Annotated in this window: 22 protein-coding genes and 1 pseudogene; 8 read left to right on the top strand and 15 right to left on the bottom strand. The window is 60.9% G+C overall.

Features of this window, described 5'->3' with window-relative positions; all coding sequences use genetic code 11:
* Window positions 1-137 precede the first annotated feature (137 nt).
* Together AB1805_16555 and AB1805_16550 are read right to left on the bottom strand one after the other, a co-directional pair.
* Window positions 138-428: pseudogene (locus tag AB1805_16555) on the bottom strand (helix-turn-helix domain-containing protein).
* A gap of 239 nt (window positions 429-667) precedes the next feature.
* Window positions 668-958 carry a DUF1540 domain-containing protein gene (locus tag AB1805_16550; protein MEW5747041.1) on the bottom strand — a complete coding sequence of 97 codons (291 nt, stop codon included), beginning with the start codon at window positions 956-958 and terminating at the stop codon, window positions 668-670.
* 254 nt (window positions 959-1,212) lie between these two features.
* On the opposite strand from AB1805_16550, the gene AB1805_16545 reads away from it, so the two are divergent.
* Entirely contained in the window at window positions 1,213-3,465 is a 2,253-nt protein-coding gene (locus AB1805_16545) for an EAL domain-containing protein (protein ID MEW5747040.1), read from the top strand.
* A gap of 166 nt (window positions 3,466-3,631) precedes the next feature.
* Window positions 3,632-3,829 carry a YtxH domain-containing protein gene (locus tag AB1805_16540; GenBank protein MEW5747039.1) on the top strand — a complete coding sequence of 66 codons (198 nt, stop codon included), beginning with the start codon at window positions 3,632-3,634 and terminating at the stop codon, window positions 3,827-3,829.
* 69 nt (window positions 3,830-3,898) lie between these two features.
* Here the strand turns inward: AB1805_16540 and dusB are convergent, their stop codons facing one another.
* The gene (gene dusB / locus AB1805_16535) at window positions 3,899-4,915 is read right to left on the bottom strand and encodes a tRNA dihydrouridine synthase DusB (protein MEW5747038.1); all 1,017 of its coding nucleotides are present in this window, start codon (window positions 4,913-4,915) and stop codon (window positions 3,899-3,901) included.
* 107 nt (window positions 4,916-5,022) lie between these two features.
* On the opposite strand from dusB, the gene AB1805_16530 reads away from it, so the two are divergent.
* On the top strand, window positions 5,023-5,817 hold the full coding sequence (locus AB1805_16530; protein MEW5747037.1) for a DUF1189 family protein: 795 nt from the start codon (window positions 5,023-5,025) through the stop codon (window positions 5,815-5,817).
* Window positions 5,818-6,015: 198 nt separating this feature from the next.
* On the top strand, window positions 6,016-7,620 hold the full coding sequence (locus tag AB1805_16525) for a diguanylate cyclase (GenBank protein MEW5747036.1): 1,605 nt from the start codon (window positions 6,016-6,018) through the stop codon (window positions 7,618-7,620).
* Between the two features lie 12 nt (window positions 7,621-7,632).
* Here AB1805_16525 and AB1805_16520 read toward each other — a convergent pair whose 3' ends face one another.
* Window positions 7,633-9,402 carry an AsmA family protein gene (locus AB1805_16520; GenBank protein MEW5747035.1) on the bottom strand — a complete coding sequence of 590 codons (1,770 nt, stop codon included), beginning with the start codon at window positions 9,400-9,402 and terminating at the stop codon, window positions 7,633-7,635.
* Between the two features lie 173 nt (window positions 9,403-9,575).
* Here AB1805_16520 and AB1805_16515 point away from each other — a divergent pair, with 173 nt between their 5' ends.
* Window positions 9,576-9,947: an ArsR family transcriptional regulator gene (locus AB1805_16515; protein MEW5747034.1), complete on the top strand. Its 372-nt coding sequence runs from the start codon at window positions 9,576-9,578 to the stop codon at window positions 9,945-9,947.
* A 215-nt stretch (window positions 9,948-10,162) separates the two neighbouring features.
* Here AB1805_16515 and AB1805_16510 read toward each other — a convergent pair whose 3' ends face one another.
* The 3 genes from AB1805_16510 to AB1805_16500 all read right to left on the bottom strand — a co-directional run bounded on the left by AB1805_16510 (window position 10,163) and on the right by AB1805_16500 (window position 12,887).
* Window positions 10,163-10,441, bottom strand: coding sequence for a rhodanese-like domain-containing protein (locus tag AB1805_16510; protein MEW5747033.1), 279 nt, complete (start codon window positions 10,439-10,441; stop codon window positions 10,163-10,165).
* A 45-nt stretch (window positions 10,442-10,486) separates the two neighbouring features.
* Window positions 10,487-11,722 carry a glucose-1-phosphate adenylyltransferase gene (gene glgC, locus AB1805_16505; protein MEW5747032.1) on the bottom strand — a complete coding sequence of 412 codons (1,236 nt, stop codon included), beginning with the start codon at window positions 11,720-11,722 and terminating at the stop codon, window positions 10,487-10,489.
* A gap of 97 nt (window positions 11,723-11,819) precedes the next feature.
* A complete protein-coding gene (locus AB1805_16500) occupies window positions 11,820-12,887 on the bottom strand; it encodes a mechanosensitive ion channel family protein (GenBank protein MEW5747031.1) in 1,068 nt (355 codons plus the stop codon).
* Between the two features lie 159 nt (window positions 12,888-13,046).
* On the opposite strand from AB1805_16500, the gene AB1805_16495 reads away from it, so the two are divergent.
* On the top strand, window positions 13,047-13,634 hold the full coding sequence (locus AB1805_16495) for a MarC family protein (GenBank protein ID MEW5747030.1): 588 nt from the start codon (window positions 13,047-13,049) through the stop codon (window positions 13,632-13,634).
* Between the two features lie 112 nt (window positions 13,635-13,746).
* Here the strand turns inward: AB1805_16495 and AB1805_16490 are convergent, their stop codons facing one another.
* From AB1805_16490 to AB1805_16475, 4 genes are read right to left on the bottom strand one after another with little or no spacing between them, the layout of a single operon-like run.
* Complete coding sequence (locus tag AB1805_16490) at window positions 13,747-15,000, bottom strand: ATP-binding protein (GenBank protein ID MEW5747029.1); 1,254 nt, start codon at window positions 14,998-15,000, stop codon at window positions 13,747-13,749.
* The gene (locus AB1805_16485) at window positions 15,001-15,720 is read right to left on the bottom strand and encodes a response regulator transcription factor (protein MEW5747028.1); all 720 of its coding nucleotides are present in this window, start codon (window positions 15,718-15,720) and stop codon (window positions 15,001-15,003) included.
* Window positions 15,717-16,796 carry a 3-dehydroquinate synthase gene (gene aroB, locus AB1805_16480; GenBank protein MEW5747027.1) on the bottom strand — a complete coding sequence of 360 codons (1,080 nt, stop codon included), beginning with the start codon at window positions 16,794-16,796 and terminating at the stop codon, window positions 15,717-15,719. Before aroB ends, AB1805_16485 begins: the two co-directional genes overlap by 4 nt.
* Window positions 16,797-16,842: 46 nt before the next feature.
* Window positions 16,843-17,358, bottom strand: coding sequence for a shikimate kinase (locus tag AB1805_16475; GenBank protein MEW5747026.1), 516 nt, complete (start codon window positions 17,356-17,358; stop codon window positions 16,843-16,845).
* A gap of 67 nt (window positions 17,359-17,425) precedes the next feature.
* Between AB1805_16475 and AB1805_16470 the strand changes: the two genes are divergently transcribed.
* Window positions 17,426-17,980, top strand: coding sequence for a thermonuclease family protein (locus AB1805_16470; protein ID MEW5747025.1), 555 nt, complete (start codon window positions 17,426-17,428; stop codon window positions 17,978-17,980).
* A 90-nt stretch (window positions 17,981-18,070) separates the two neighbouring features.
* Here the strand turns inward: AB1805_16470 and AB1805_16465 are convergent, their stop codons facing one another.
* From AB1805_16465 to AB1805_16450, 4 genes are all read right to left on the bottom strand, one after another.
* Entirely contained in the window at window positions 18,071-18,478 is a 408-nt protein-coding gene (locus AB1805_16465) for a bacteriohemerythrin (protein MEW5747024.1), read from the bottom strand.
* A gap of 131 nt (window positions 18,479-18,609) precedes the next feature.
* Window positions 18,610-18,975, bottom strand: coding sequence for a response regulator (locus AB1805_16460; protein MEW5747023.1), 366 nt, complete (start codon window positions 18,973-18,975; stop codon window positions 18,610-18,612).
* Window positions 18,976-19,261: 286 nt separating this feature from the next.
* Window positions 19,262-20,848 carry a PAS domain S-box protein gene (locus tag AB1805_16455; GenBank protein ID MEW5747022.1) on the bottom strand — a complete coding sequence of 529 codons (1,587 nt, stop codon included), beginning with the start codon at window positions 20,846-20,848 and terminating at the stop codon, window positions 19,262-19,264.
* Window positions 20,835-22,151 carry a sigma-54 dependent transcriptional regulator gene (locus AB1805_16450; GenBank protein ID MEW5747021.1) on the bottom strand — a complete coding sequence of 439 codons (1,317 nt, stop codon included), beginning with the start codon at window positions 22,149-22,151 and terminating at the stop codon, window positions 20,835-20,837. The genes AB1805_16455 and AB1805_16450 overlap by 14 nt, the downstream gene beginning before the upstream one ends.
* 72 nt (window positions 22,152-22,223) lie before the next feature.
* Between AB1805_16450 and AB1805_16445 the strand changes: the two genes are divergently transcribed.
* A partial coding sequence (locus AB1805_16445; GenBank protein ID MEW5747020.1) for a hypothetical protein occupies window positions 22,224-22,417 on the top strand: 194 nt, incomplete at its 3' end.

The following is a 22,417-nucleotide window of genomic DNA, read 5'->3' as shown; positions in this document are numbered from 1 at the left end:
CGGGCCTCCGGTTGTCGTCCAGGTCCATGCTGCCCGCGCTCCCCGAGGTCAGACCCCGGCCGCGCCGTGGGCACGCCGCCAAGGTCCCAGCCCTGGCGGCGCCCGGGCAGGGCCAGAGGTCCCGTCGTCACGACAGCTCAGCCGGCCAGGGCCCCCGTGCGGAAGGCCCGCCGGTAGGCCTGCGGCGACGTGCCGCGCTCGCGGGCGAAGTGGTGCCGCAGGGCGGCGGCCGCGCCGAAGCCGGACCTCGCGGCGACGTCGTCGACGGTGAGGTCGCCGCGGTCCTCGAGCAGCCGCTGCGCGAGGAGGAGGCGCTGGCGGAGCACCCAGGCGTACGGCGTCGTGCCCGTCACCGCGCGGAACCGCCGGGCGAAGGTCCGCGGCGACATGTGCGCGCGGGCGGCGAGCCGCTCGACGGTGAGCTCGTCGGGGGGGGGGGGCGCGGGGCCCCCCCGCCCCCCCCCCCCGCGGCTGCCGCCGATGAGGTCCTGATGAAGTCCCGATGAGGTCATCGGTATATTGTATATAAATTCTGCGGCATACGGAAGGCCGGGGCCGGACCTTCAGCCGGCACGGTGCGGCAGGGAGCGAGGTAAGCGGGAGAGATGACGGATGGTTATAGTACTGTTATCGTGCCGATACCGTGCTATGGCGGGGTTGTACGGAGTTACCTCTTCGTGTAGGTGGTGCAGTCTGCATGTCCGCTGTGGAGGCCGACATGGATGCTGCCGGCACTGCACTCGAGCGACTGGTTGAACTTGCAGTCGCTCTCCTTGCAGGCGCCGACGCCCCCGATGATGTCCGGGGAGCCTCCCTTCTGACTCATCTTCGTATAGGTATCACACATGGCGCAGGAACTGTCGCCGACCGTTATGGCCATGGTGCGGCATTGCTTGTCCATGTTATAGGAGCAATCCGTTACGTCGCAGCCTGATATCTTCGACATCGAAAGAGCCATACGCTTCACCTCCCTCTTGCAGCATCATACTCTCCCGCTTATATCATAAGCGTAGCAGGTCTGTATGCATTGTCAAGAAGGAGGACACCGCTGCATCCCCTCGGCATGCGCTCTTAACGGAACGGTTATAGATAATGACACCCGCCGCAATACGTGATAGAATTTACATTGGAGAATTTCCTAAAAAACATAGAGCGCATTCTGCGGCTGCAGGGCACCCCGCGACGCGCTGCTTTGGAGAGGGGGGACAAAGCATGAGGCGATCACATGCATCCGGAGGGCATCCAGCCCTGCCCGGAAAGGACAACGGTCCGCTGAGAGAGGCGAAGAGCACCGTCCCTGATCGCGATGCCCTCGCCCGGAAGCTGGAAGCTCAGCGGAGCCGGCTCGTCCACTGCCGCAAGCGCATACGCACCCTCACCGCGCAGCTCGATCACCTGAGGCAGAAGATGAGCGAGGAGCAGCTCATCGAGGCGCAGCAGCTCGCCCGGCTCGGCAGCTGGGATTGGGACATACGGGAGAACAGGGTCACCTGGTCGGAGGAGCTCTACCGGCTCTTCGGCCTCGACCCCCAGGAGTTCGGCGCCTCCTACGAGGCCTTTCTCGATCGCGTCCATCCCGAAGATCGGGAGCAGGTGGACCATGTGATCCGCGAGGCGCTCTCCAGTAACCAGTCTCTGGACTACTATCATCGTGCCGTGCGGCCCGACGGCGACATCCGCATCTTGCATTGCAGGGGCAGTGTCATCCGGGGCGCTGATGGCGCTCCGCTGCGGATGTTCGGCACGGCGCAGGATGTCACCGAGCTCAAGCGGGCCGAAGAGGCGCTGCGCGAGAGCGAGGAGCGGTTCCGCCTTCTCGTCGAGGGGGTCAAGGACTACGCCATCTACCTGGTCGATACCGAGGGGCGCGTGGCGAGCTGGAACAGCGGCGCCGAGCGCGTGACCGGGTACCGGTCTGACGAGATCGTCGGCAAGAGCATCTCCCTCTTCTACTCCGAAGGGGACGCCCGGACCGGCAAGCCCGCCGCGATCTTGAGAAAAGCCGCAGAGGAGGGCCGCTGCATGGATGAAGGGGTCCAGGTGCGCAGGGACGGCTCGCACTTCTGGGCGACCGTCGTCGTCACCCCGCTCAGGGAGAACGAGGGCACCCTGCGCGGGTTCGTCATGGTGACCCAGGACATTACCGAACGGAAACAGATGGAGGAGACCATCAGGCGCCAGGCGTACCACGACGCGCTCACCGGGCTTCCCAACCGGATGCTCTTTATCGACCACCTCACGCTCGCACTGACGCAGGCGCACCGCTCCCGGCAGCGGCTGGCGGTGATGTTCCTCGACCTCGACCGGTTCAAGACGATCAACGATTCGCTCGGCCACACCGTCGGGGATAAGCTCCTGAAGGCGGTCGCCTACCGCCTGAGGACGAGCGTGCGCGAGGCCGATACCGTCGCCCGGATGGGAGGGGACGAATACACGATCCTCCTCTCTCAAATATCCCATGAGCACGACGTCATCGCGGTCGTGGAGAAGATACTCGCGGCATTCAAGCACCCCTACCAGCTCGACGGCCACGAGCTCCGCATGACGGCGAGTATCGGCATCAGCATCTTCCCGGGCGACGGCCTCGATGCCGAGGCGCTGATGCAGAACGCCGACACCGCGATGTACCATGCGAAGGAGCAGGGGAGAAACAACTACCAGTTCTACAACCCGGGGATGAACATCAAGGCATTCAGGAGGATCATCATAGAAAACAGTCTCCGCCAGACCATCGAGCGGGGCGAGCTGCTCCTCTACTACCAGCCGCAGATCGATCTCACGACGAGGTCGATCACCGGCATCGAGGCCCTGGTCCGCTGGAGGCACCCGGAGCTGGGCCTCCTCTCCCCCGTGCAGTTCATCCCCCTCGCCGAGGAGACGGGGCTCATCCTCTCCCTCGACGAGTGGGTCCTTCGCACCGCCTGCACCCAGTTCAGCGCGTGGCAGAACGCCGGCAGACGTCCCCTGAAGCTCACGGTGAACCTCTCGGCACGGCAGTTCCAGCAGCCCGATTTCGTCGAGACCGTCAACGGCGTGCTCAGGGAAACCTCCCTCGACCCCGCGCGCCTCGGCATCGAGATCACCGAGAGCACGGCCATGCAGAATGTTGAGGATACGCTTCCCAAGCTCGCTGCACTGAGCGACCGGGGGGTCCACTTCTCCATCGATGACTTCGGCACCGGGTACTCGTCACTGAGCTATCTCAAGAAACTGCCGATCCACAAGCTCAAGATCGACAAGTCATTTATCGCCGACCTCATGGTCGACCCCGATTACAAAATCATTATCAGCGCCATCATCGCCATGGCGCACAGCCTCAGGCTCAAAGTCGTCGCTGAAGGCGTCGAGTCGGAAGAGCAGTTCTCGTTCCTGCACTCGAGCTGCTGCGATGAGCTGCAGGGATACCTTTTCAGCGAGGCCCTCCCCGCCGAGCGGATAGAGCAGCTCATCGCTTCGGACCCGTAGCGCCCGTGCGGCTGTGGCACGCACGCGGCGCCGGCCCGGGCCGGCTAAAGGCTTTTCCTTTCTTGTCGAAAATTATACTGCTGCAAGCCCGGAACCGTCCGGGGCCCTGCTGAATCCGCATACGGCACTGCACAGGGCATGACGTATCCACCTCAAGGAGGACTCGATGGAAAAGATGGAGAGAACTATGGCGATGGTAGCGGTCTTCTCGTTCCTGCTGGGCGGCGCGGTCGGGGCAGGAGTTGCGCTCCTCCTCGCCCCGCAATCCGGCAAGAAAACGAGGCGTCAGATACATCACTTCGCCGAGGACCTTGCCGGGCAGGCTACCGACTACGCGGAGCGGCTGAAGAAAAGGGTATTGTAACCCGCCTCTCCCCTCTTCCGTAACGGCGGCATGCAGGAGCGCTGCATGCCGTTTCACGGATACAGGCCCTTACGCAGCGAGCGGCCGCGGGGAACAGAGCGGCAAGTGCGGCTCCGCACCTTCACCCCGGTCGAGAAAGCTGTCGATGAGCGCGCGCATTTCAGCCGCCGACTGCGCATGAAAGGCCTTTTGCTTGAGCTGCCTCACCAGGGGACGGCCCTTTATATACCAGGCGAAGAGTTTGCGGAATACCATCGTCCCGGCGCCCTCGCCGCAGTGAGCGATGCATAGCTCAAGATGCCTGCGCATCACCGCGGCAAGCTCGTCCCCTGCCGGCTCCGGGGCAGGGGTCCCCTCGCAGAGGAACTGCGCCGCCTGCCGGAATATCCAGGGGTTCCCGAGCGCCCCGCGGGCTACGGCGACGCCATCGGCGCCGGTCTCGTCGAACAACTTCTTGATCAGCTGCGGCGAAAGGGCATCGCCGCTCGCGATGACCGGTATCGAGAGCGCCTCTTTCACTTCGGCGATGACGCGATAGCTCACCGTACCGCTGTACCCCTGCATCCTGGTCCTCCCATGGATGAGCAGCCCGCTGATCCCCGCATCCTGCGCCCGGAGGGCGACTTCACGGGCATTGATCGAGCGGTCGTCCCACCCTGCCCGTATTTTGACCGTAACCGGAGCCGCGGCATAGCGGACCACCGCCCTGAGCAGTTTATACAGCGCATCCGGCTCCTTCATTAGGCTCGCCCCCTCTCCCCGGGAGACTACTTTGCCGACAGGGCAGGCCGCGTTGATGTCGACAAGAGCAAAATTACCGTCTCGCAGCGCTTCGAGCGCCCGCGGCGCCAGTTCGGCATCCCTGCCCAGGAGCTGCACGCCGAGGGGCTGATCGCCGGCACGGGTCGCGAGCATGGCCCCGGTCTTCCTGTTTCCCTGGACCAGGGAACGCATGCTGATCATCTCGGTAAAGGCGAACCCGCAGCCGAGCTCCCGCGCAACCAGCCTGAAGGGCAGGTCGCTCACTCCCGCCATGGGAGCAAGGATCAGCGGAGAGGGGAGATGCACTGTACCGATCGAAAGCATAGCACGTATTGTAACGGCTTTCGCGGACTTTACACAACAAACGCCGGCTCGTGGAGCTTTTTTGATCCGGAACCCGGAACATGCATTTTAAGGTATAATAATCCGTTATGCGAAACTATACGATCATCCATCCGCTTTTCCTTTCCTTCTTCTCGCGCGCTCTCTATAGAGATGTAGCGAGGAACTGGAAGGGATGGGGTGTCGCCTATCTGCTGCTGCTCCTGTCCCTCTTCTGGATTCCGGAGACGCTGAAGATACAGAAGGACCTCTCGGCGTTTCTCGCCGGCTCTGCTCCCCACTACGTCGAGCAGGTTCCGACCATCACCATTACGAACGGCCAGGCCTCGACAAAGGAGACGACGCCTCTTTTCATTTACCAGCGGGACGGCACGACCCCCTTCGCGATTATCGATACGACGGGGACCACCTCCTCCCTCGGCAACTCGCCGGCGGTGCTTCTGCTGACCCGGACGGCCCTGATTGCGCGGAACGGACTCTCCGAGACGCGCACCTTCGACCTCGCCGGTATCGACGAGCTCGTTGTCGATAAGAGGACCGTCTACCAGTGGATCGAGTGGCTCAAGGCCTGGCTCCCGCTCATGCTGTTCCCCTTTGCGCTCTTCTTCTCTTTTCTCTTCCACCTCTTCCAGACCTTCTTCGCCGCCTCCATCGGCGCCCTCTTTGCGCGGCTCTTCGGGGTCACTCTCGATTTCAGGACCCTCGTCCGCCTCGCTGCGGTCTCGTTCACGCCGGCCGTGCTGCTCCAGATCGCGCATGTCGTACTCGATATCTCCTTTCCCTACAAGTCGCTCTTCTCCTTCCTTATCGCCCTCGGCTACCTCTACTATGCCGTAGGGGCGAATTCGGAAGCCGAGAACGCGGTCGAAGACCTCACCGCCTGAGCCGCGGGTTCTGCGACAAGGGGAAACTGACCGGCGCCGTCTGCGCCGCTTCAAAGAAGCGATGCTCCTCCGGGACACCGATGAATAGCCGATAACCGCCGCACCCCTCACCGCCATCCGCCCATCCGACCTCCCGGCCCGGCGGTCTTCATATGGTAGAATGATTCAGGATACGCACGGTACGGCGGAGAGGAAAATGTGAAGATCAGGACCAAAATAATGCTGCTCGGCGTCATGCCCTTTATTGCCTTGCTGTTCTTTCTGCAGCAGGGGATCAGGGAGGGCCTCCACGCCCGCTCGCACCTGAAAGAGGTCCATGCGAAGGTCACCGAAGCGGAGAGGCTCTCCGCTATTGTTCATGAGCTCCAGAAAGAGCGGGGCCTGAGTACCTATTCCCTGGCGAGCAGGAGCAAGGACGTTGCCGCACAGCTCACTGCCCAGGAGAGCGAGAGCGACAAGAGGATCGAAGAGCTCGGGGTATTTCTGAAAGGAGCTCGCGAGGACCTTAGCCTCATGTCGCTCTTCAGCGGCCTCTCTGCCGAGCGCGAGCAGGTGAGGTCGCGGGAGGCGACCACTTTCGAGGTGGAGGATTTTTACACCTCCCTTATCTTCGAGCTCCTCGACGAGATCAACGGGATCGTGCGGTCGGCCCAGCCGCACGAAATAAAAAATATCCTCTTCGCCCACTCCCACCTGCTCTACGCAAAGGAGTATCTCGGCCAGATGCGGGCAGCCCTGGGCGTCGCCTTGAGCGCGGGCGCTCTCGAGAGTCCCCGCATCGAGAAGCTCGTGACGCTCAAACGGGCTTATGAGAGGAACACGAGAAACTTTCTCCAGGAGACGACGGAAGACATCGGCGCCTTTTACAACCATCGCTTCAAAGGACCGGCGGTGGAGGCCACGCTCGAGACGGTCGGCAGGATCGCGGGGCGGAGCGGCGAGAAGGCCCCTGTTCCCGATCCCGCCTTCTGGTTCGAGTCGGCGACCGCCTCCATAAATATCCTGAAGGAGGTGGAGGAGTACAGCATACAGTTCATCAAGCAGCATACGCTGCGCGACCTCGAGACAACAGGCAGAAAGATTACCGCCAATCTCATGCTCATGATAGGAGCCCTGGCCCTCGTCTCTGCGTTGAGCATCGTGGTCTGCAGGACCATCGTCGGCAGGCTGGAGCGCCTTCAGTCGAGCATGACCGAGATCATAACAACGCGCGACTTCAGCAAGCGGGTGGAGGTGCACTCCGGCGACGAGATCGGGGTGATCTCGAGCGCCTTCAACGACCTGCTCGGGACTGTCAGGGAGACGACTATCGAGCTCGAGCGCCTCTCGGAGACGGATACGCTCACCCAGATTTACAACCGCATGAAGTTCAATGAGCTGCTGAAGCTGGAGGTGCAGCGTACCCGGCGCTACAAGGCCCCGCTCTCGATCATCATGTTCGATATCGACCATTTCAAGAAGATCAACGACCTCTACGGGCATCTCGTGGGAGACACGGTCCTCGTCGAGCTGGCAAAGACCGTAAAGGAGCACCTCAGAACGACCGACGTGGTAGCGCGCTGGGGCGGTGAAGAGTTCGTCATTCTCGCGACAGAGACCGGCGCCGCAGGCGCGGAAGCTCTGGCTGAAAAGATCAGGGGAGAAATAGAGCGCCGCCGCTTCGGCGCCGCAGGCGCGATCACCTGCAGCTTCGGGGTTTCCGAGTACCGCGAGGACGACGATATCGATACCCTGAGCAAGCGGGCTGACGACGCCCTCTACGAAGCCAAGCGGAGCGGCAGAAACAGGGTGTGCGTCAAGTAAGCGCCGCCTTTCTCATTTTCCGAACAGATCCCTCAACAGGTCCTCGGGCCGCGGTCCCTTTTGCGGTACCTGCTCCTTATCCTGCGGGGCCTGCCCCTTGTCCCGGGGAGCGAGCTTTTCCATCAGGCGCCGCTGCAGCTCGCTCTGTATCCCTTTCTGGATCTGCCGCTGAACCGCTGCCGTGTTCAGGCCGACCGACGGCTTCTCCGTCGTCCCGGTAATCCTGAGCGGCACCGTACTCCATCCTGACGCGTCTTTCAGGAACCCCGTAATCCTGCCGGCGCGGGAAAGGCTGGCCGTGAGCTCGGGCGAGAGGCGCAGGTCGGCGACCATGTCGAGCCGTTTATCGAAGCCGACCGTTCCGGAAGGGACCACCTTTATCTGCGGCGAGTCCATGGTCCCCTCGAGCAGGACCCTCTGGTTCCCTATCGTGAAGGTGAACCGCGAGCTGTCGAAGCGAGGGCTCCTGAGGGCCTCGATGCCGGTGAGCACTGCCACCGCATCGGTTATCGGGGACTGCTGTATTGCGATAGGGCTGAACCGGGCCGTCCCCTTGCCCGAGAGGGTCCGCTTCACGGCAGCGGCAGCATCGCCCTCGGCGAGCCTGAAGAGCATCTCGGCAGCAGCCGTACCCTCGACCGCTACCTGTGCGCCTCCGGAAAGTCGCATGGCGATAGGCTCCAATCTCACAACGCCCCTCTCGTAACGGTACCCGAGGCTGAAGTCCCTGATAACGTATTCCTTGTAATGCGCAGTCCCGATCGTGACCGTACCCGATGCGGTAACCAGCGGCGCTCCGCCGGATGCAGCAGCCCCGCGTTTATCGGCAACCAGCACGATAGGGGGAGCTTCCTGTCCGGCGAAACCGCTCCTTTCCATCGATACGCCGCGGTCTCCGCCATCCTGCTTCGAGGCGCCTCCAGCGCCGGCCCTGCCATGGCCGCTCTTCCTGCCGCTGCTCAGGGCAAGGAGCCTTTCGAGATCGAGCTCCTTTGAAGAGAGGTCGAGCCGTACCACCGGAGCGGAAGGAGTGCCGGTAATGGTCCCGGTGGTACGGACCGTATCCTTCCCTATCATCGTTGCGAGCGAAAGATCGATGCTCGTGCTCCTTATATCGATCCTGCCGGAGGTGTTCGTCCCGATTCCGTCCATAACCGCCTTCATGCTCTCGAGGGTGAGATAGCCGGTGATGTCCATAGCGGCAAGCGATCTGCCCACGGACGCCATGAGCCTCCCGTCGGATATGAGCGCGTCTACGCGCGGGAGCTTGTTCAGGGCGTCGACAAACTCGAGCCGCGCATTGCTCAGGGATATCCGGTCGGTCGTGATCGAGAGAGGAAGCTCGTGCGGCTCCTCTCCTGCTGCCGGCTTTTCAGCCTCACCCCGCTTTGTCCTCTCGATCATGTCGCTGAAATTGTAGCGGCCGTCCCGCTCCCGGCGTACGAGGATATAGGGCCCGGCGATCTCGACTCTGGTGATGACGAGCTGCCGGTTCAGGAGAGGAGGCAGGCTGTAGTCGAGGATGAACTCGTCAGTCCTCAGAAAATCACCGGCGCCATCGGCCTGTTTGAGATGGAACCCTTTAATGACGATTCCCTTGAAGAGGGAGACATCGATGTCATCGATAGTCACCTGCCTTCCGGTAAGGGCTTCGATCCGCGGAATGATCAGCGCCTTGAGCCGGTCGCTCTGCAGGTAGCTCCTGACCACGACGGTCAGCACGAGCACCGCGACCAGGAACACCCCGAGTATAATGCCGCCTGCCCACAAGAGTTTCCTCATAGGGGACTCCTCCTTCGGATACGGTGTAATGAAGGGTATCTACTCCAAGTATAGATAAACCGCGCCGAACATTCCATAACCGCTCCGCTGCCGGCCATAACCGCTCCGTCTGGCGGTGGGGTATACTATCCATAAGAGGTGGCATAAGACGTGGCACAAGAGGTGGTGGCGAGATGAAGAAGAGACCCAAAGCGCCTGCCATCCCCCCGGAGCGGCACGAGACGGTTCGCCGGGCGATTATGGAGCTGCTCAGGGACCGGACGCTCTCGGCAAAGGAGATATCGGCAGACGTCGGCATCCCGGAAAAGGCGGTCTACGACCACCTCACGCACATCGAGAAGTCGGCGCTGCAGAAGCATCGCCAGCTCGTCGTGGTTCCCGCAGCATGCAAGAAGTGCGGGTTCGTCTTCAGGAAGCGCGAGCGGCTCACCAAGCCGGGGAGATGCCCGGTATGCAAAGGCCAGTCGATCGAGGAACCGCTCTTCTCGATAGAGGAAAAGAAGAATTCAGAATTCAGGAGCCAGTCGGAGCGACCCTTCGCGTAGACCCGCTTCGGGGAGCCAGAATAAAAGAACTCCCCTAAGCTCCCCCTTCTTCTTACTTCTTACTTCTTACTTCTTACTTCTTACTTCTTACTTCTTACTTCTTACTTCTTTACCTTATATCCTTTCGCTATCCACTCGGGATAGCCGCCGTGAAAGGTCTTGATATTCCTGTAGCCGTATCTCTTTGCAGCGACCGCTGCATTGGTGCTCAGCGTTCAGCCGATACCGCGGCAATAGAATATGAGGAGCGTATCCTTGTCCTTGGGGAGAAACTGGTTTATGGAGTAGCTGTACTCGGGCGGAACATTGATCGCTGTCGGCAGATGCCCTTCGTAATATTCCTGCCTGGTCCGCGCATCGACGATCACCATCTTCGCCCTCCTGTCGATGAGCTTCTTTACCTCTTCGGCCCTGATATCCTTGAATTCCTGCGCCCCGGCAAAGGAGAGGGGGAGGAGCACCATGATGAGTGCTGCCGCTATCCGGTGTTTCATATAGTCACCTCCTGGTAGTGCACCCGATTTCTTCTGTTTCATCCGCTATACATCCGTCTCCCGTGCCGCGCGGGTCATCCTGGCTCCCCGGGGAATGATCGCGATCCCCGAGGCGTCGAGATAGCAGCCGAACCGGTCCTTATCGGGATCGAACCCCACATGGTCTCCCTCGGGTATGATGTTGTTCTTGTCCACGATCGCCCTCCGGATCCTGCACCCTTTCCGGAGGATGGTGTGGTCCATGATGATGCAGTCTTCGACACTGACGTCATCCTCGACGATCACGCCCCGCCTGATGACGGAGTTCCGGATCGAGGCGTTGTGGACGACGGCGCCCTCGCCGATCATGCTGTTCGTGATATCGCCGCGGAGTATCTTGGCTGCAGGCCCCTCGTACGTGGAGGGATGAATGGGCCAGAACTCGTTGCTCAGCTCGAAGGGCGGCGTGCTGCCCAGCATATCCATGTGCGCGTCGAAGTAGGCGGCGATGGTCCCCACATCGCGCCAGTAGCCCTTCTCCTCGTAGGGCATGCTCCCCGGGATGACATTGGTGCCGAAGTCGTAGGCAAAGACCTTTCCGGTCTCGACCAGGTCGGGGATCACATGGGCGCCGAAGTCGTGCTGCCGCTTCTTCTGCGCCTTGCCGAGGGCTTCCACGAGCACGTCCTTGCGGAAGATATAATTGCCCATCGAGGCGTACGCCCTGCCGGGGTCGCCGGGCATCGGCGACGGGCTCTTCGGCTTTTCCTCGAAGCCGGTGATACGGCGGTCGGCGTCCGCCTTGATGATGCCGAAGGAGGAGGCCTGATCGAGCGGCACCGGCCGGGCCGCCACGGTGACGAGGGCGTCTCTTTCGAGGTGGAAGTCGATCATCTGGCGTATGTCCATCCGGTAGATGTGATCCGCCCCGAAGACGACCACCAGCTCCGGGTTATGGTCCCGGATGAGGTTGATGTTCTGGAAGACCGCATCCGCAGTCCCCTGGAACCACTCGGGCCCCATCCGCATCTGCGGAGGAACGACCGCGATGAAATGTTCCTTTATGACCGACGAGAGCGTCCAGTTCTGCCGCACATGCTCGATGAGCGACTGCGACTTGTACTGCACCAGCAGGTAGATCGAGAAGAGCTGGGAGTTGATGAAGTTGCTCAGGGCGAAATCGACGATACGATAGCGGCCGCCGAACGGCACCGACGGTTTGGAGCGAAACGCGGTGAGCGGGTAGAGGCGTTCGCCTTTGCCGCCGGCAAGAATAAAGGTAAGCGTCTTCGGATATGCCATATGCTCCTCCCTGGGCTCTCTTATCGTCTGCAACGGCACGGGCACTTCGGATCGCGCATAGAAAGTTTTAAGTATAGTTTAAACGGAAGGAAAATAACTACGGGTTCGGGCCTTCGGACCGCCCGTGCTCCTTCTCCCGCTCCTCTCTCAGATAGACCGTCCGGTGCGGGAAGGGTATCTCGATGCCCTCCTCCCTGAACCGCTTGAATATCCTCTTCCGCAGTTCATGCTGCGTCGGGTACTGATCGGTGAACTCCTTCACCTGGCAGATGAGCGTGAAATCGAGAGAGCTCTCGCCGAACCCCGGAATGAAGCGTACAAAAGGCTCGGGGTCTCCCAGCATGCCGGGGATTTCCGGGGCTGCCTTCTTCGCCTCCTCGACGAGCAGCCGCTCCACCCGCTCGGGGTCCGAGCTGTAGCTGACCGATACGGGGACCAGCACGGACATCCTCTTTTCGGGGAGATAGTAGTTCGTGACGACACTCTGGGCGAGCTTGCTGTTGGGGATCACCACCATGTTGTTCGGCAGCATTCGTACGCGGGTAGTCCTCCAGGTGATATCCTCCACATACCCCTCCTGGCCGGTCTCGAGCCGTATGAAGTCGCCCACGCGGATCGACTTCTCGACGAGGATATGGATCCCGGCGAAGAGGTTCGCCAGCGTATCCTGGAGGGCGAGCGCCACCGCGAGTCCGCCGACGCCCAGAGCAGTGATGAGCGGGGCGATCGAGACGCCGAGGAAGCTCAGGATAATGAGGATTCCTATGGCGATGATGGTCCCCTTCAGCAGCGCATACGCAAGGCCGGTGGTCGGCAGCGGAAGATTGGAAGTCTGGACATAATTCCTGAATATCTTGCCCGCGAGGTTCGCCGTCGCGATCGTGATCGAGAAAATGATGATGACGTACAGCGTTCTGTTGAGATAAAAGACGTGCTTTTCGGGGATGTCCGATGCAGCGATCCCGATGTAGAGGCCGATGGCGATACTCCAGTAGACGGAGGGGGTCTTGAACGCCTTTATGACGATGTCGTCGGCCTTGGTCGCGGTCCGTTCGGCCCAGGCGTGGAGGAGCCTGAAGGCGATGCCCCGGACAAAAAGAAGCATCGCCGTCGAGACGACGAAGATGACGAAGGGCAGCAGAAAGGGCTCGAAGTTCCTGATCATTGTACCTCGTGGGCGTCTCCCGGATCGAGACAGATACGCTTCCCGCACGGCACAAGCGCTCCGCGCGACCGCATTCGTCTAACTATGCCACAACTGAAAACGACAATGCAACAGAGCGCCGCCATTGATTCCTGGCGCGGGAGAGACTACAATCACTGTATGGATATCGTGTACTCCTATCTCCTCACGCTCATCCCGCTGATGGTGGCGATCGATGCGCCCGGCGTCATGCCGATCTTCCTCTCGATGACCGAGGGCATGGGCACTGGAGAGAGACGGCGGATAGCGCGGCAGTCGGTATTCACCGCGTTCATGGTGACCTCGCTCTTCATCTTCCTCGGCACGGCCGTATTCAACGTCCTGGGCATCCTCGTCGAGGACTTCATGATCGCGGGAGGGATTCTCCTGCTCGCCATATCCATTGCGGACATGCTCATCGCGGAGACGAAGGGAGCGACCGGCTCGCCGGACCTCGGCATCGTCCCCCTCGGCACCCCCCTGCTCGCCGGGCCTGCGACTATCGCCACCTCGCTGCTCCTGGTGGGGAGCTACGGCTATATCCCCGTCTTCCTCTCCCTTGTCCTGAACATGCTCCTCGCATGGTTCATTTTCAACAGGGCCGAGCTGATCATCAGGCTCATCGGGGTCAGCGGCACGAGGGCCATTGCCCGGCTCGCCTCCCTGCTCCTCGCCGCCATCGCGATAAAGATGATCAGGACCGGCGTGACGACCATCCTGAAGTCCTGATCGCTCTTCGGGTTTCTGATTGAGAGCATTTACCGGAACGAGCGGGAGGAAGGGCGGGGCTCCTCTTTGTGTTGGTTGCTTTTCGGATTTCTGGTCTCGAGTTCCGGATTTATCACAGGTATTTATCGATGATGATGTTCACCCGTGTGCCGTCGGGGCTGCTCTCGATCCGCATCTTCCACTGCTGCGCCGTCACGAGGTGCTTGACGATGGCGAGGCCGAGGCCGGTGCCTCCCAGCTCCCGCGAGCGGGCGCTGTCAACACGATAGAAGCGCTCGCCGAGGCGGTGGATATGCTTCGGCGGGATCCCGATCCCCGTGTCCTGGACGTAGAGGGTCACCCTCCCGCCGGTCTCGTCGATGCCGACCGTGACCCCGCCTGCTTCCGTGAATTTGATGCCGTTGTCGACGAGATTGAGGACGATCTGTATCAGCTTATCCCTGTCGGCAGCGATCGTCCTGACTCCCCCGGGAATGCTCTTTTTGAGGAAGAGTCCTTTGGGGTCCGCCTTGTCCTTGAGGGTCATGAAGACGGTATCGACGACCTGCCCGAAATCGACCTGTCCCTTCCCGACCGGGACATCGCCGAGCTCTATCCGCGAGAGGGTGAGGAGGTCGTTGACGAGGCTGTTCAGCCGCTCGCTGTGATTCCTGATCATCGAGAGGAACCGCAGCGCATGCTCCCGGTCCTCGATCGCGCCGTCGAGGAGCGTCTCTGCAAAACCCTTGATCGCGGTGAGCGGGGTTTTGATCTCGTGGGACACGTTCGCCACAAAATCCCTGCGCATCTCTTCGAGCTGCTTCAGCCGGGTCACATCGTGGAGGGTGAGCACCATTCCGCTCACCCTGCTCTCTGCAAAGATGGGGACCGCGGTTGCGATGAGATGCTTCTCCCTCTCAGCGCGCGTTACGGCTATCTCTCCCGACATCATATCGCAGAAGCTCACCGCGTTCAGCACCATCTCGATGAGCTCCGCATTGCGCAGCACCTCGGCGATCTGCCTTCCCTCGATAGGCTCGCCGACGGCGAGCAGCCTCCTGAAGGTGTCGTTGGCGAGGATGATCACCCCCCGGGCATCGGTGATCAGGACCCCGTCGGACATGCCGCGGAGGATCGCCTCCATGCGCTGCCGTTCCTGCTCGGCAAAGTCGAGCCGTTCTTTTATCCGGTCCATTGCCGCGATAATGTCTTTCGCCGCAGCGTCCAGCCTGCGGTTCCGCGTGGGAGAAAGGCGCGCGTCGAAATTTCCCGAAGCGAGCTCTTTCAGGAAGTGGGCGAGGTCGTTGCGGGAGACGGCCAGGCGGACGGTGTACAGGCCCAGGCCGATAAGCGCGAGGCAGAGCGCTATGAGGATACCGGTAAGCACTTATGCCTCGAAGAAGTAACCGACGCCCCGCATGGTTTTTATGTAGCGCGGATTATTGGCGTCGTCCTCGATCTTTGTACGCAGCCTGCGGATGTGGACGTCTACGGTCCGGGGCTCCACGAACACATCGTCGCCCCATACCGCATCGAGAAGATGCTCCCTGCTGTAGATCTTGTTCGGTCGCTCGCAGAGGTAGAGCAGGAGCTTGAACTCCGTGGCGCTGAGCTTGATCTGCCGCCCTGCGACCGTGACGGTATACTTCTCCGTGTCGATGACGATATCCCGCGTCTTCAGGACCGCGCCCCCGGTGACGGGCGCGGGAGGCGGCCCGGTCAGCCCGGCAGGGCGCTGCTCCGTTCTCCGGAGCACGGCTTTCACCCGTGCCATGAACTCCCGGGGGCTGAAGGGCTTGGTGATATAGTCGTCGGCGCCCATCTCGAGGCCGACGACCTTGTCGATCTCCTCTCCCTTGGCCGTAAGCATGATAAGCGGCGTCCGGGCGGTCGAGGGGGTGTTCCTGATCGCCGCGCAGAGATCGAGCCCCTGCATTCCCGGGAGCATGAGGTCGAGCACGATGAGATCGTACCCGCCGTTTTTAATGGCAGTGAGCGCGGTCTCTCCATCGTAGGCGACATCGACCGCAAAGCCCTCTTTTTTCAGATTATAGGCGACGAGCTCCGCGAGATCCCGCTCGTCATCAACGACCAGGACCTGCCTCATCCCTCCAGCGCCTCTCCTATCTCTTGCGTCGATATCTTCTTTTCGATCCTCACCCTCCCCACCCGCTCGGGGAGGATAAAGGTTATCCTGCCGGCCTCGGCCTTTTTGTCGATCTCCATGTGGCGGATAAGCCGCTCGGCGCTTATGCCTTCGGGAAGCGTCGAAGGAAGGCCGTACGCCTCGATGAGAGAGCGTATCCTGGCCACCTCCCCCTCGTCCAGGAGCCCCTTTCGTGCAGCAAGGCGGGCGGCCAGGTGCATACCGATGGCGATCGCCTCGCCGTGGAGATAGCGGCCATAGCCGGTTTCGGTCTCGATAGCATGACCGATGGTATGTCCGAAATTCAGGATGGCGCGCAACCCCGCCTCCCTCTCGTCGTTCGCCACGACCTCGGCCTTTATCTCGCAGGAGCGTCTGATGATAAACTGGAGCGCCTCGTGGTCGAGGGAGAGCACCGCCTCCCGCTGCCGTTCCAGGAGCTCGAAGAGCCGCTCGTCCCTTATCACGCCGTACTTGATCACCTCGGCGATGCCGCACAGCAGCTCTCTCCGGGGCAGCGTCGCGAGCGTCGTGCTGTCGATCAGGACGAGCCGCGGCTGGTAGAAGGTGCCGATCATGTTTTTCCCGAGCGCGTGGTTCACCCCGGTCTTTCCCCCTACCGAGCTGTCGACCTGGGCGAGGAGCGTGGTAGGCGCCTGGACAAACTGCATCCCCCGCATGAACACCGAGGCGACAAAGCCGGTGATGTCGCCGATGACGCCGCCCCCGAGCGCGACGAGACAGGAACTCCTGTCGAACCTCTTCCGCAGGAGCTCGGTCAGAAGGTGGGAGGCCCAGAAATAATCCTTGTAGGTCTCTCCCTCCGGAATGAGCAGCGGTACGCCTTCGAATCCGGCCCTTGCTATCGATTCCATGACCTTCTCGCCGTACAGCGAGAAGACCGCGGGGTTGCTGACGACCCCTACGCGCGGGCTGAACCTGAAGGACGACATCCGTTCGCCGAGCTCCGGGAGCGTATCCCTGCCTATGATGATCTCGTAGCTCCGTTCGGCAAGATCGACGGTCACCTTTTCCATAGTCTCCTCGAGAAAACAGGATAAAGAAACTTCCTGCCGTTGAATGTTACTCGTTTACCTCTTCCCTTATCCGCTGCACGATCTCTTCAGCCACGTCCGCGGGCGTCTTTCCCTCGGTATCGATTACCATGTCCGCCTTTGCATAGTACGGGCCGCGCGCCTCCAGGAGCTCCCTGATCCGCTGCAGGGGGTCGTCGACCTGGAGGAGCGGCCTCGTGCCGGCGGCCCGGGTCCGCTCCAGGGTCGCCTCGGGGGATGCGGTCAGGCATACGACCACGCCGTTCTTCCTGAGGTTTTCCCTGTTCTCCTGCCGCACCACCGCGCCGCCGCCGGTAGCGATGATAACCCCCGCTCTCTCCGACAGCCTCCTGATGACCGCTGCCTCCATATCCCTGAACGCCGCCTCTCCCTCACGGGCAAAGATCTCGGCGACGGTCATACGCTGCTCCCGCTCGATCTCGCTGTCCACATCGATCAGCGGGCGGCGCAGCCTCTCAGCCAGCAGCGTGCCGACCACGGTCTTTCCGGTCCCCATGAACCCGGTGAGGACAATATTCTTCACACCGACTCCCCTTGCCGACGGCCTCAACCGCAGTCTCTGGCCTCGTCTTTTTGTGCTACAATAGCCCATGAAACTCTCCTATTATACAAGAATTTTCTTACTTATTACGCTCCTCGCCGCCACTGCGTGCCCTGCAGCGGCCGAGCGGCTGGCAACTCCCTTTCGCGTCATCACGGTCCATGACGGCGACACCGTAAGCATACGGGCGAAGAGCTTCGCAGGAATTCCGCTCAAGGCCGAGCGGGTGAGACTGATCGGGATCGACGCGCCCGAGCTCGACCAGGAGCCGTGGGGGAGGCGGGCAAAACGGCACCTGAAACAGCTCATCAGCAAGAGTAATTGGATCGTCCTTATCGAACGGGATGTCGAGCAGAGAGACCGCCATGGGAGACCGCTCGTCTACCTGTGGGACCGCCGGGGAGAGCGGATGCTCAACGAAGAGATGATCGAGGCCGGGTACGCCCGGCTCTATACCATCCCGCCGAACGTGAAGTACAGCGGCCGGCTTGCCGAGGCGCAGAGGCGGGCATTCCTGCGCAGAGCCGGCATATGGAGCAAGGAGGGACTGAAGGAGTCCCCCGGGCAGTGGAGAAGAGCACACCCGCGGGGAAACGGCGGATAGACCATAGACTATAGACGAAGAGCCCCTAACAGAACGAACGAGCTTGGAGCCGGGCGAATGTACTCTACCTCGCCCGACTCCCTCTGCTCATTAGGCGACGCCCTTGCTGTTCAGGTAGGGGCTGTAGCTCTTGTCGGTCCCGAGGATATGGCTCGAGAGCCAATTCTTCAGAAAGGTCATCAGCTCGACGGTGAGCACCGGCTTCCCCTCCTGGAACTGCTTCTGCAGATCCAAAGCCTGCCTGGTGAGGTTGTCGTGCTCGACCTTGTGTTTGAGATATTCGGGATAGGCGTGCGTCTTCATGAGCCTCTCTTCAGTGGCAAAGTGGGTCGCAACGTACTGCACGAGCCCGGTAAGGATCGGTCCCACCACCTCTTTTCCCTTACCCGCTTTCATGGCGTCGTGAAGCTCGTTGATCATGCTGATAAGCTTCCTGTGCTGCTCGTCGATCTCGCGTATGTTGACGCTCAATTTGTCCGACCAATCCATAAGTGCCATTCTCTCTTCCTCCTGGTTCCTGCTGCCGGGGACGTCACCCCGGGAGCCGTGCGCTCCCTTGAGTTACGTTATCGAAGCAGTGCATTAAATCTTGATGGTCCCTCGGCGCCGGACCGTGGCGGCGGCGCCGATCACAAAATATAATTCTTTATATAGCTCTTCAGCGCCTTTATCTCGAAAGGCTTATCGAAGTAGGTGATCTCTCCCACCTGCACCGACTCCGCCATATCGTGGGGCGTCGCATTTCCCGAGAAGATGACAGCAGGGGTCTCGGGCCTGAGCTTCTTGATGATCCTGAGCGTGCTGATGCCGTCCAGCCGGGGCATCTTCACATCGAGCAGGACGAGATCGTAGGCAGCAGAGATAAACCCCAGCACTGCCTCGACGCCGTCGGTATAGAGATCGACGTCGTAATTCTCGTCCTCCAGCTCGTTTTTGAGTATGAAACCGAAATTCTTGTCATCGTCGGCGAGAAGAATCTTCTTCTTTGCTTCCATGGGTAGCGCCTCTCCTTTTCATTCTGCCGGTGCTTACCGCACGCCGGCATTCAACAGAAGAATAAAGCAAGGATAGTACCACGATACGGATGCCTGATCTAAAAGGACTTTTATGCTGAAGGGCAGAACGAGATCGGGCACTTTGCCATGCAGGCAGGGCAGAATGCCCGAAATAAGAGCAAGTGAGAAGTAGGAACCGAGAAGTAGGAAGTGAAGACAGGAGTCAAAATAAAAGAACCCCCGTAAGCTCCCCCTTACTTCTTACTTCTTACTTCTCACTTGTCCTTCAGAGGGGAAGCAGTATGGTAAAAACAGTGCCCTCGTTTTTCTTGGAAGTTACCGAGATGTCGCCGTTATGGGCCTCGATGATCTTCTTGGCTATGGAGAGCCCGAGGCCCGTCCCCCCTGACGTCACCTTGGTAGTAAAGAAAGGCTCGAATATGTTGCTGAGATGCTCCCGCGCAACCCCCGGCCCGGAATCGCCGATGGAAACGATCGCCTTCCTGTCTTCGATGCGGGTGCTCAGGGTGAGCGTACCCTTGTTCCTCATGGCGTCGAGGGCATTGGTGATGACCGCCATGAAGACCTGCCGCAGCTCCCCTTCACTGCCGATCACCGACGGCATCTCCGGAGCGAAATCCCGTACGATGCGCATCTCCTTGAGTCTGCTCTGGAAGCCGATGAGCTCTATGGTCCTGTCGAGCAGCTCGTGAAGGCTGATCGCCTTCTTATCGTAGGTCGGCTGGCGCACAAAGGAGAGCATGGTCGTCGTAATCTGCTTGCAGCGCTGCACCTCCTCCTCGATGATCTTCAGGTACTTCTCGAAGAGCGCGGGGTCGTACTGCCCCTTTCGCAGCCGCATCAGAAGGCCCTCTGCACAGCCCCCGATCGAGGCGAGGGGGTTGTTGATCTCGTGGGCGATGCCCGAAGCCAGCTCCCCCAGCGAAGCGAGGCGCTCGGTAATGATGAGCCGCATCTCCTGCTCCCGCTTTTCGGTGATGTCTCTCTTGACGACGATCGTGCCGAGCAGCTGTCCGTCGGGTGAACAGTAAGGGAATGCGGTCATGCGGAACAGACGATTACTCTCCGGATCGACCCCCTCTTCGGTTACGACCCGCTGCTCCCTCAGGGCCGTAGTATGCGGGCACCCCGCCACCGGCACCCGCTCGCCATGAAAAATGACATAGCACTTCTTATCGATGAGGTCCTGCGGATCGAGACCGAGATGGTCGGCGCAGGCCTTATTGGCCTTGATGATGTTGTATTTCCGGTCGACGATATAAATGAGATCGGTAATGCTGTCGAAGGTATCCTGCCACTCCTTCTTCGACCGGGAGACACTGGCGAGCATTTCCTTGAGCTGCGTGATGAGCCGCTCGCGCTCCCCGGCGGCGCGCTTGCGCTCGGTGATATCCAGGAACGAGGCGACGCTCTTCTGTGTGCCGGGGATAACGGCGACCGTAGCGAGTATGTCCCTGGTCGCGCCGTACCGGTCGATAAACATGAACTCATAATTCTTCGGGGCTGCCTCGGGCCTGCTCCTCCGCAGGCGGTGGTATTCCCTCATCCGTTCGAGGTCCGCGCCCTGCACGAAATCCATCCAGCTCTTCGTTCCTTCGATCTCGGACTGTGCGTATCCCGCGAGCCGTGCGAACTCGGTGTTGACCATCGAGAGCGTCGTATCCTCCTCGATGATCACCGTCGCCGTACCGGTATTCTCGAAGATGGTCCGGTAGAGCCTCTGCGAATCGCTGAGCGCCTCCTTCGCCAGCACGCACTCGTTCTCCTTCACCTCCAGGTCGGCGAGGCGCCGGCGGAGCGCAGTGAACTCTTCGATCAATTCTGCTTTGGTCTTTCTATCAGGCGATGCCATAGCTCAGCAGTTTCCGATACAGCGTCTTGGGATCGATCCCCAGTATCTCCGCGGCCTTGCCCCGCTGCCCGCCTGTTGCGCGGAGCACCGCGAGGATGTGCTCCCGCTCGACGTCGTCGAGCCGCCGCAGGACGCCCCGCCTGCCCGATGCCAGATCGAACGGCAGGTCAGCGCGGTCGATGCGCCCCCCCGGCGACAGGAGGAGGGCGCGGTGAATGACATTCTGGAGCTCCCGCACATTGCCGGGCCACGAATACTCGGTCAGCGCCCGGAGCGCCGCTTCGGTAACGTGCTTTCCCCGGTACGAGGGGGCGTTCTTCATGAAATGCTCGACGAGGAGCGGGATATCCTCCCGCCGTTCCCGAAGAGGAGGGATGGCGAGGATAAGCGGACTGATGCGGTAATAGAGATCCTGCCTGAACCGTCCGCTCCCGACCGCCTCGGTGAGGTCCCTGTTCGTAGCGGAGATGAATCTCACCTGCAGGCCCACCTCCCTGGTCCCGCCGAGGCGCATGAAGCTCCTCGTCTCGATAACACGGAGGAGCTTCACCTGGAGCGGCAGGGGAAGCTCGCCGATCTCGTCGAGGAAGACGGTCCCCCTGCCGGCGATCTCGAGCAGTCCCAGCTTCCGCGCATAGGCCCCGGTAAAAGCGCCCCGTTCGTAGCCGAACAGCTCGCTCTCCATCATCGCCTCCGGTATCGCGCCGCAGTTGATCGCGATGAAAGGCTCTTCGGCCCGCGGGGACGCCTCGTGGAGGGCACGTGCTATGAGCTCCTTGCCGGCCCCGCTCTCTCCCAGGATGAGCGCCGGCAGGTCCGAGGGGGCGATTCTCCTCACCTGGTCCATAAGCCCGACCATCCCGGGACTCTTCGCGATGATCGGCGACGACGCAGCATAGTGCCGCTTGATCTGGAGCTTGAGCGCGAGATTCTCCTTCAGGAGCCGGCGCTTTTCGAAGGCCTTGCGGATGACCTCCTTCAGCTCCTGGGCACTGAAGGGTTTGGTGACATAGTCATACGCCCCGAGCCGCATCGCTTCCACTGCAGAAGGGATGCTCGCAAAGCCGGTCAGGATGATCGCTTCGACCGGCAGCTCGCTGCTTCGTATCGTCTTCAAAACGTCCATGCCGCCGAGATCGGGCATATTCAGATCGAGGAGCGCGACATCGACCTCCTCGCTCTTGAGCAGCTCGAGGGCATGCGTACCGCTCTCGGCCGGGACCACATCGAACCCTTCGTAGGAGAGCTCGCTGGCAAGGAGGCTCCTCATATTCTTATCATCATCGGCGACGAGTATCTTCATCCGCAGACCGGCCGGTTCTTTCTCACCGTCTATTGTACCTTAACCGGGGGATGACAGGATACCGCAGAGAGGATGGAGACATGGTATTCAGGAGCCGGCGCAAAGAAGGACGCACTTTCGGGAGAGGGAGCGCACTCGGAGCTTTACCATGCAACACCGCTGAACATGCCCTGGAGCGATAGTAACCCGGGAGGTTGTTTGAGCGTGAGTGGACTCAAGGTGACCACAGGGGGAGATGAAACAACCAATGATCCTATCGCCGTAAG

This window comes from Nitrospirota bacterium (genome assembly GCA_040752355.1).
Lineage (GTDB): Bacteria > Nitrospirota > Thermodesulfovibrionia > Thermodesulfovibrionales > Dissulfurispiraceae > JBFMCP01.
This window is presented reverse-complemented; position numbering and strand designations above follow the sequence as displayed.

Coding starts and splice junctions, on each gene's coding strand:
- AB1805_16500 (MEW5747031.1), bottom strand. CDS start 12,887: ATGATCAGGAACTTCGAGCCCTTTCTGCTGCCCTTCGTCATCTTCGTC.
- AB1805_16540 (MEW5747039.1), top strand. CDS start 3,632: ATGGAAAAGATGGAGAGAACTATGGCGATGGTAGCGGTCTTCTCGTTC.
- AB1805_16550 (MEW5747041.1), bottom strand. CDS start 958: ATGGCTCTTTCGATGTCGAAGATATCAGGCTGCGACGTAACGGATTGC.
- AB1805_16460 (MEW5747023.1), bottom strand. CDS start 18,975: ATGGAAGCAAAGAAGAAGATTCTTCTCGCCGACGATGACAAGAATTTC.
- dusB (MEW5747038.1), bottom strand. CDS start 4,915: ATGCTTTCGATCGGTACAGTGCATCTCCCCTCTCCGCTGATCCTTGCT.
- AB1805_16470 (MEW5747025.1), top strand. CDS start 17,426: ATGAAACTCTCCTATTATACAAGAATTTTCTTACTTATTACGCTCCTC.
- AB1805_16515 (MEW5747034.1), top strand. CDS start 9,576: ATGAAGAAGAGACCCAAAGCGCCTGCCATCCCCCCGGAGCGGCACGAG.
- AB1805_16520 (MEW5747035.1), bottom strand. CDS start 9,402: ATGAGGAAACTCTTGTGGGCAGGCGGCATTATACTCGGGGTGTTCCTG.
- AB1805_16545 (MEW5747040.1), top strand. CDS start 1,213: ATGAGGCGATCACATGCATCCGGAGGGCATCCAGCCCTGCCCGGAAAG.
- AB1805_16510 (MEW5747033.1), bottom strand. CDS start 10,441: ATGAAACACCGGATAGCGGCAGCACTCATCATGGTGCTCCTCCCCCTC.
- AB1805_16485 (MEW5747028.1), bottom strand. CDS start 15,720: ATGAGGCAGGTCCTGGTCGTTGATGACGAGCGGGATCTCGCGGAGCTC.
- AB1805_16455 (MEW5747022.1), bottom strand. CDS start 20,848: ATGGCATCGCCTGATAGAAAGACCAAAGCAGAATTGATCGAAGAGTTC.
- AB1805_16465 (MEW5747024.1), bottom strand. CDS start 18,478: ATGGCACTTATGGATTGGTCGGACAAATTGAGCGTCAACATACGCGAG.
- aroB (MEW5747027.1), bottom strand. CDS start 16,796: ATGGAAAAGGTGACCGTCGATCTTGCCGAACGGAGCTACGAGATCATC.
- AB1805_16530 (MEW5747037.1), top strand. CDS start 5,023: ATGCGAAACTATACGATCATCCATCCGCTTTTCCTTTCCTTCTTCTCG.
- AB1805_16495 (MEW5747030.1), top strand. CDS start 13,047: ATGGATATCGTGTACTCCTATCTCCTCACGCTCATCCCGCTGATGGTG.
- AB1805_16450 (MEW5747021.1), bottom strand. CDS start 22,151: ATGAAGATACTCGTCGCCGATGATGATAAGAATATGAGGAGCCTCCTT.
- glgC (MEW5747032.1), bottom strand. CDS start 11,722: ATGGCATATCCGAAGACGCTTACCTTTATTCTTGCCGGCGGCAAAGGC.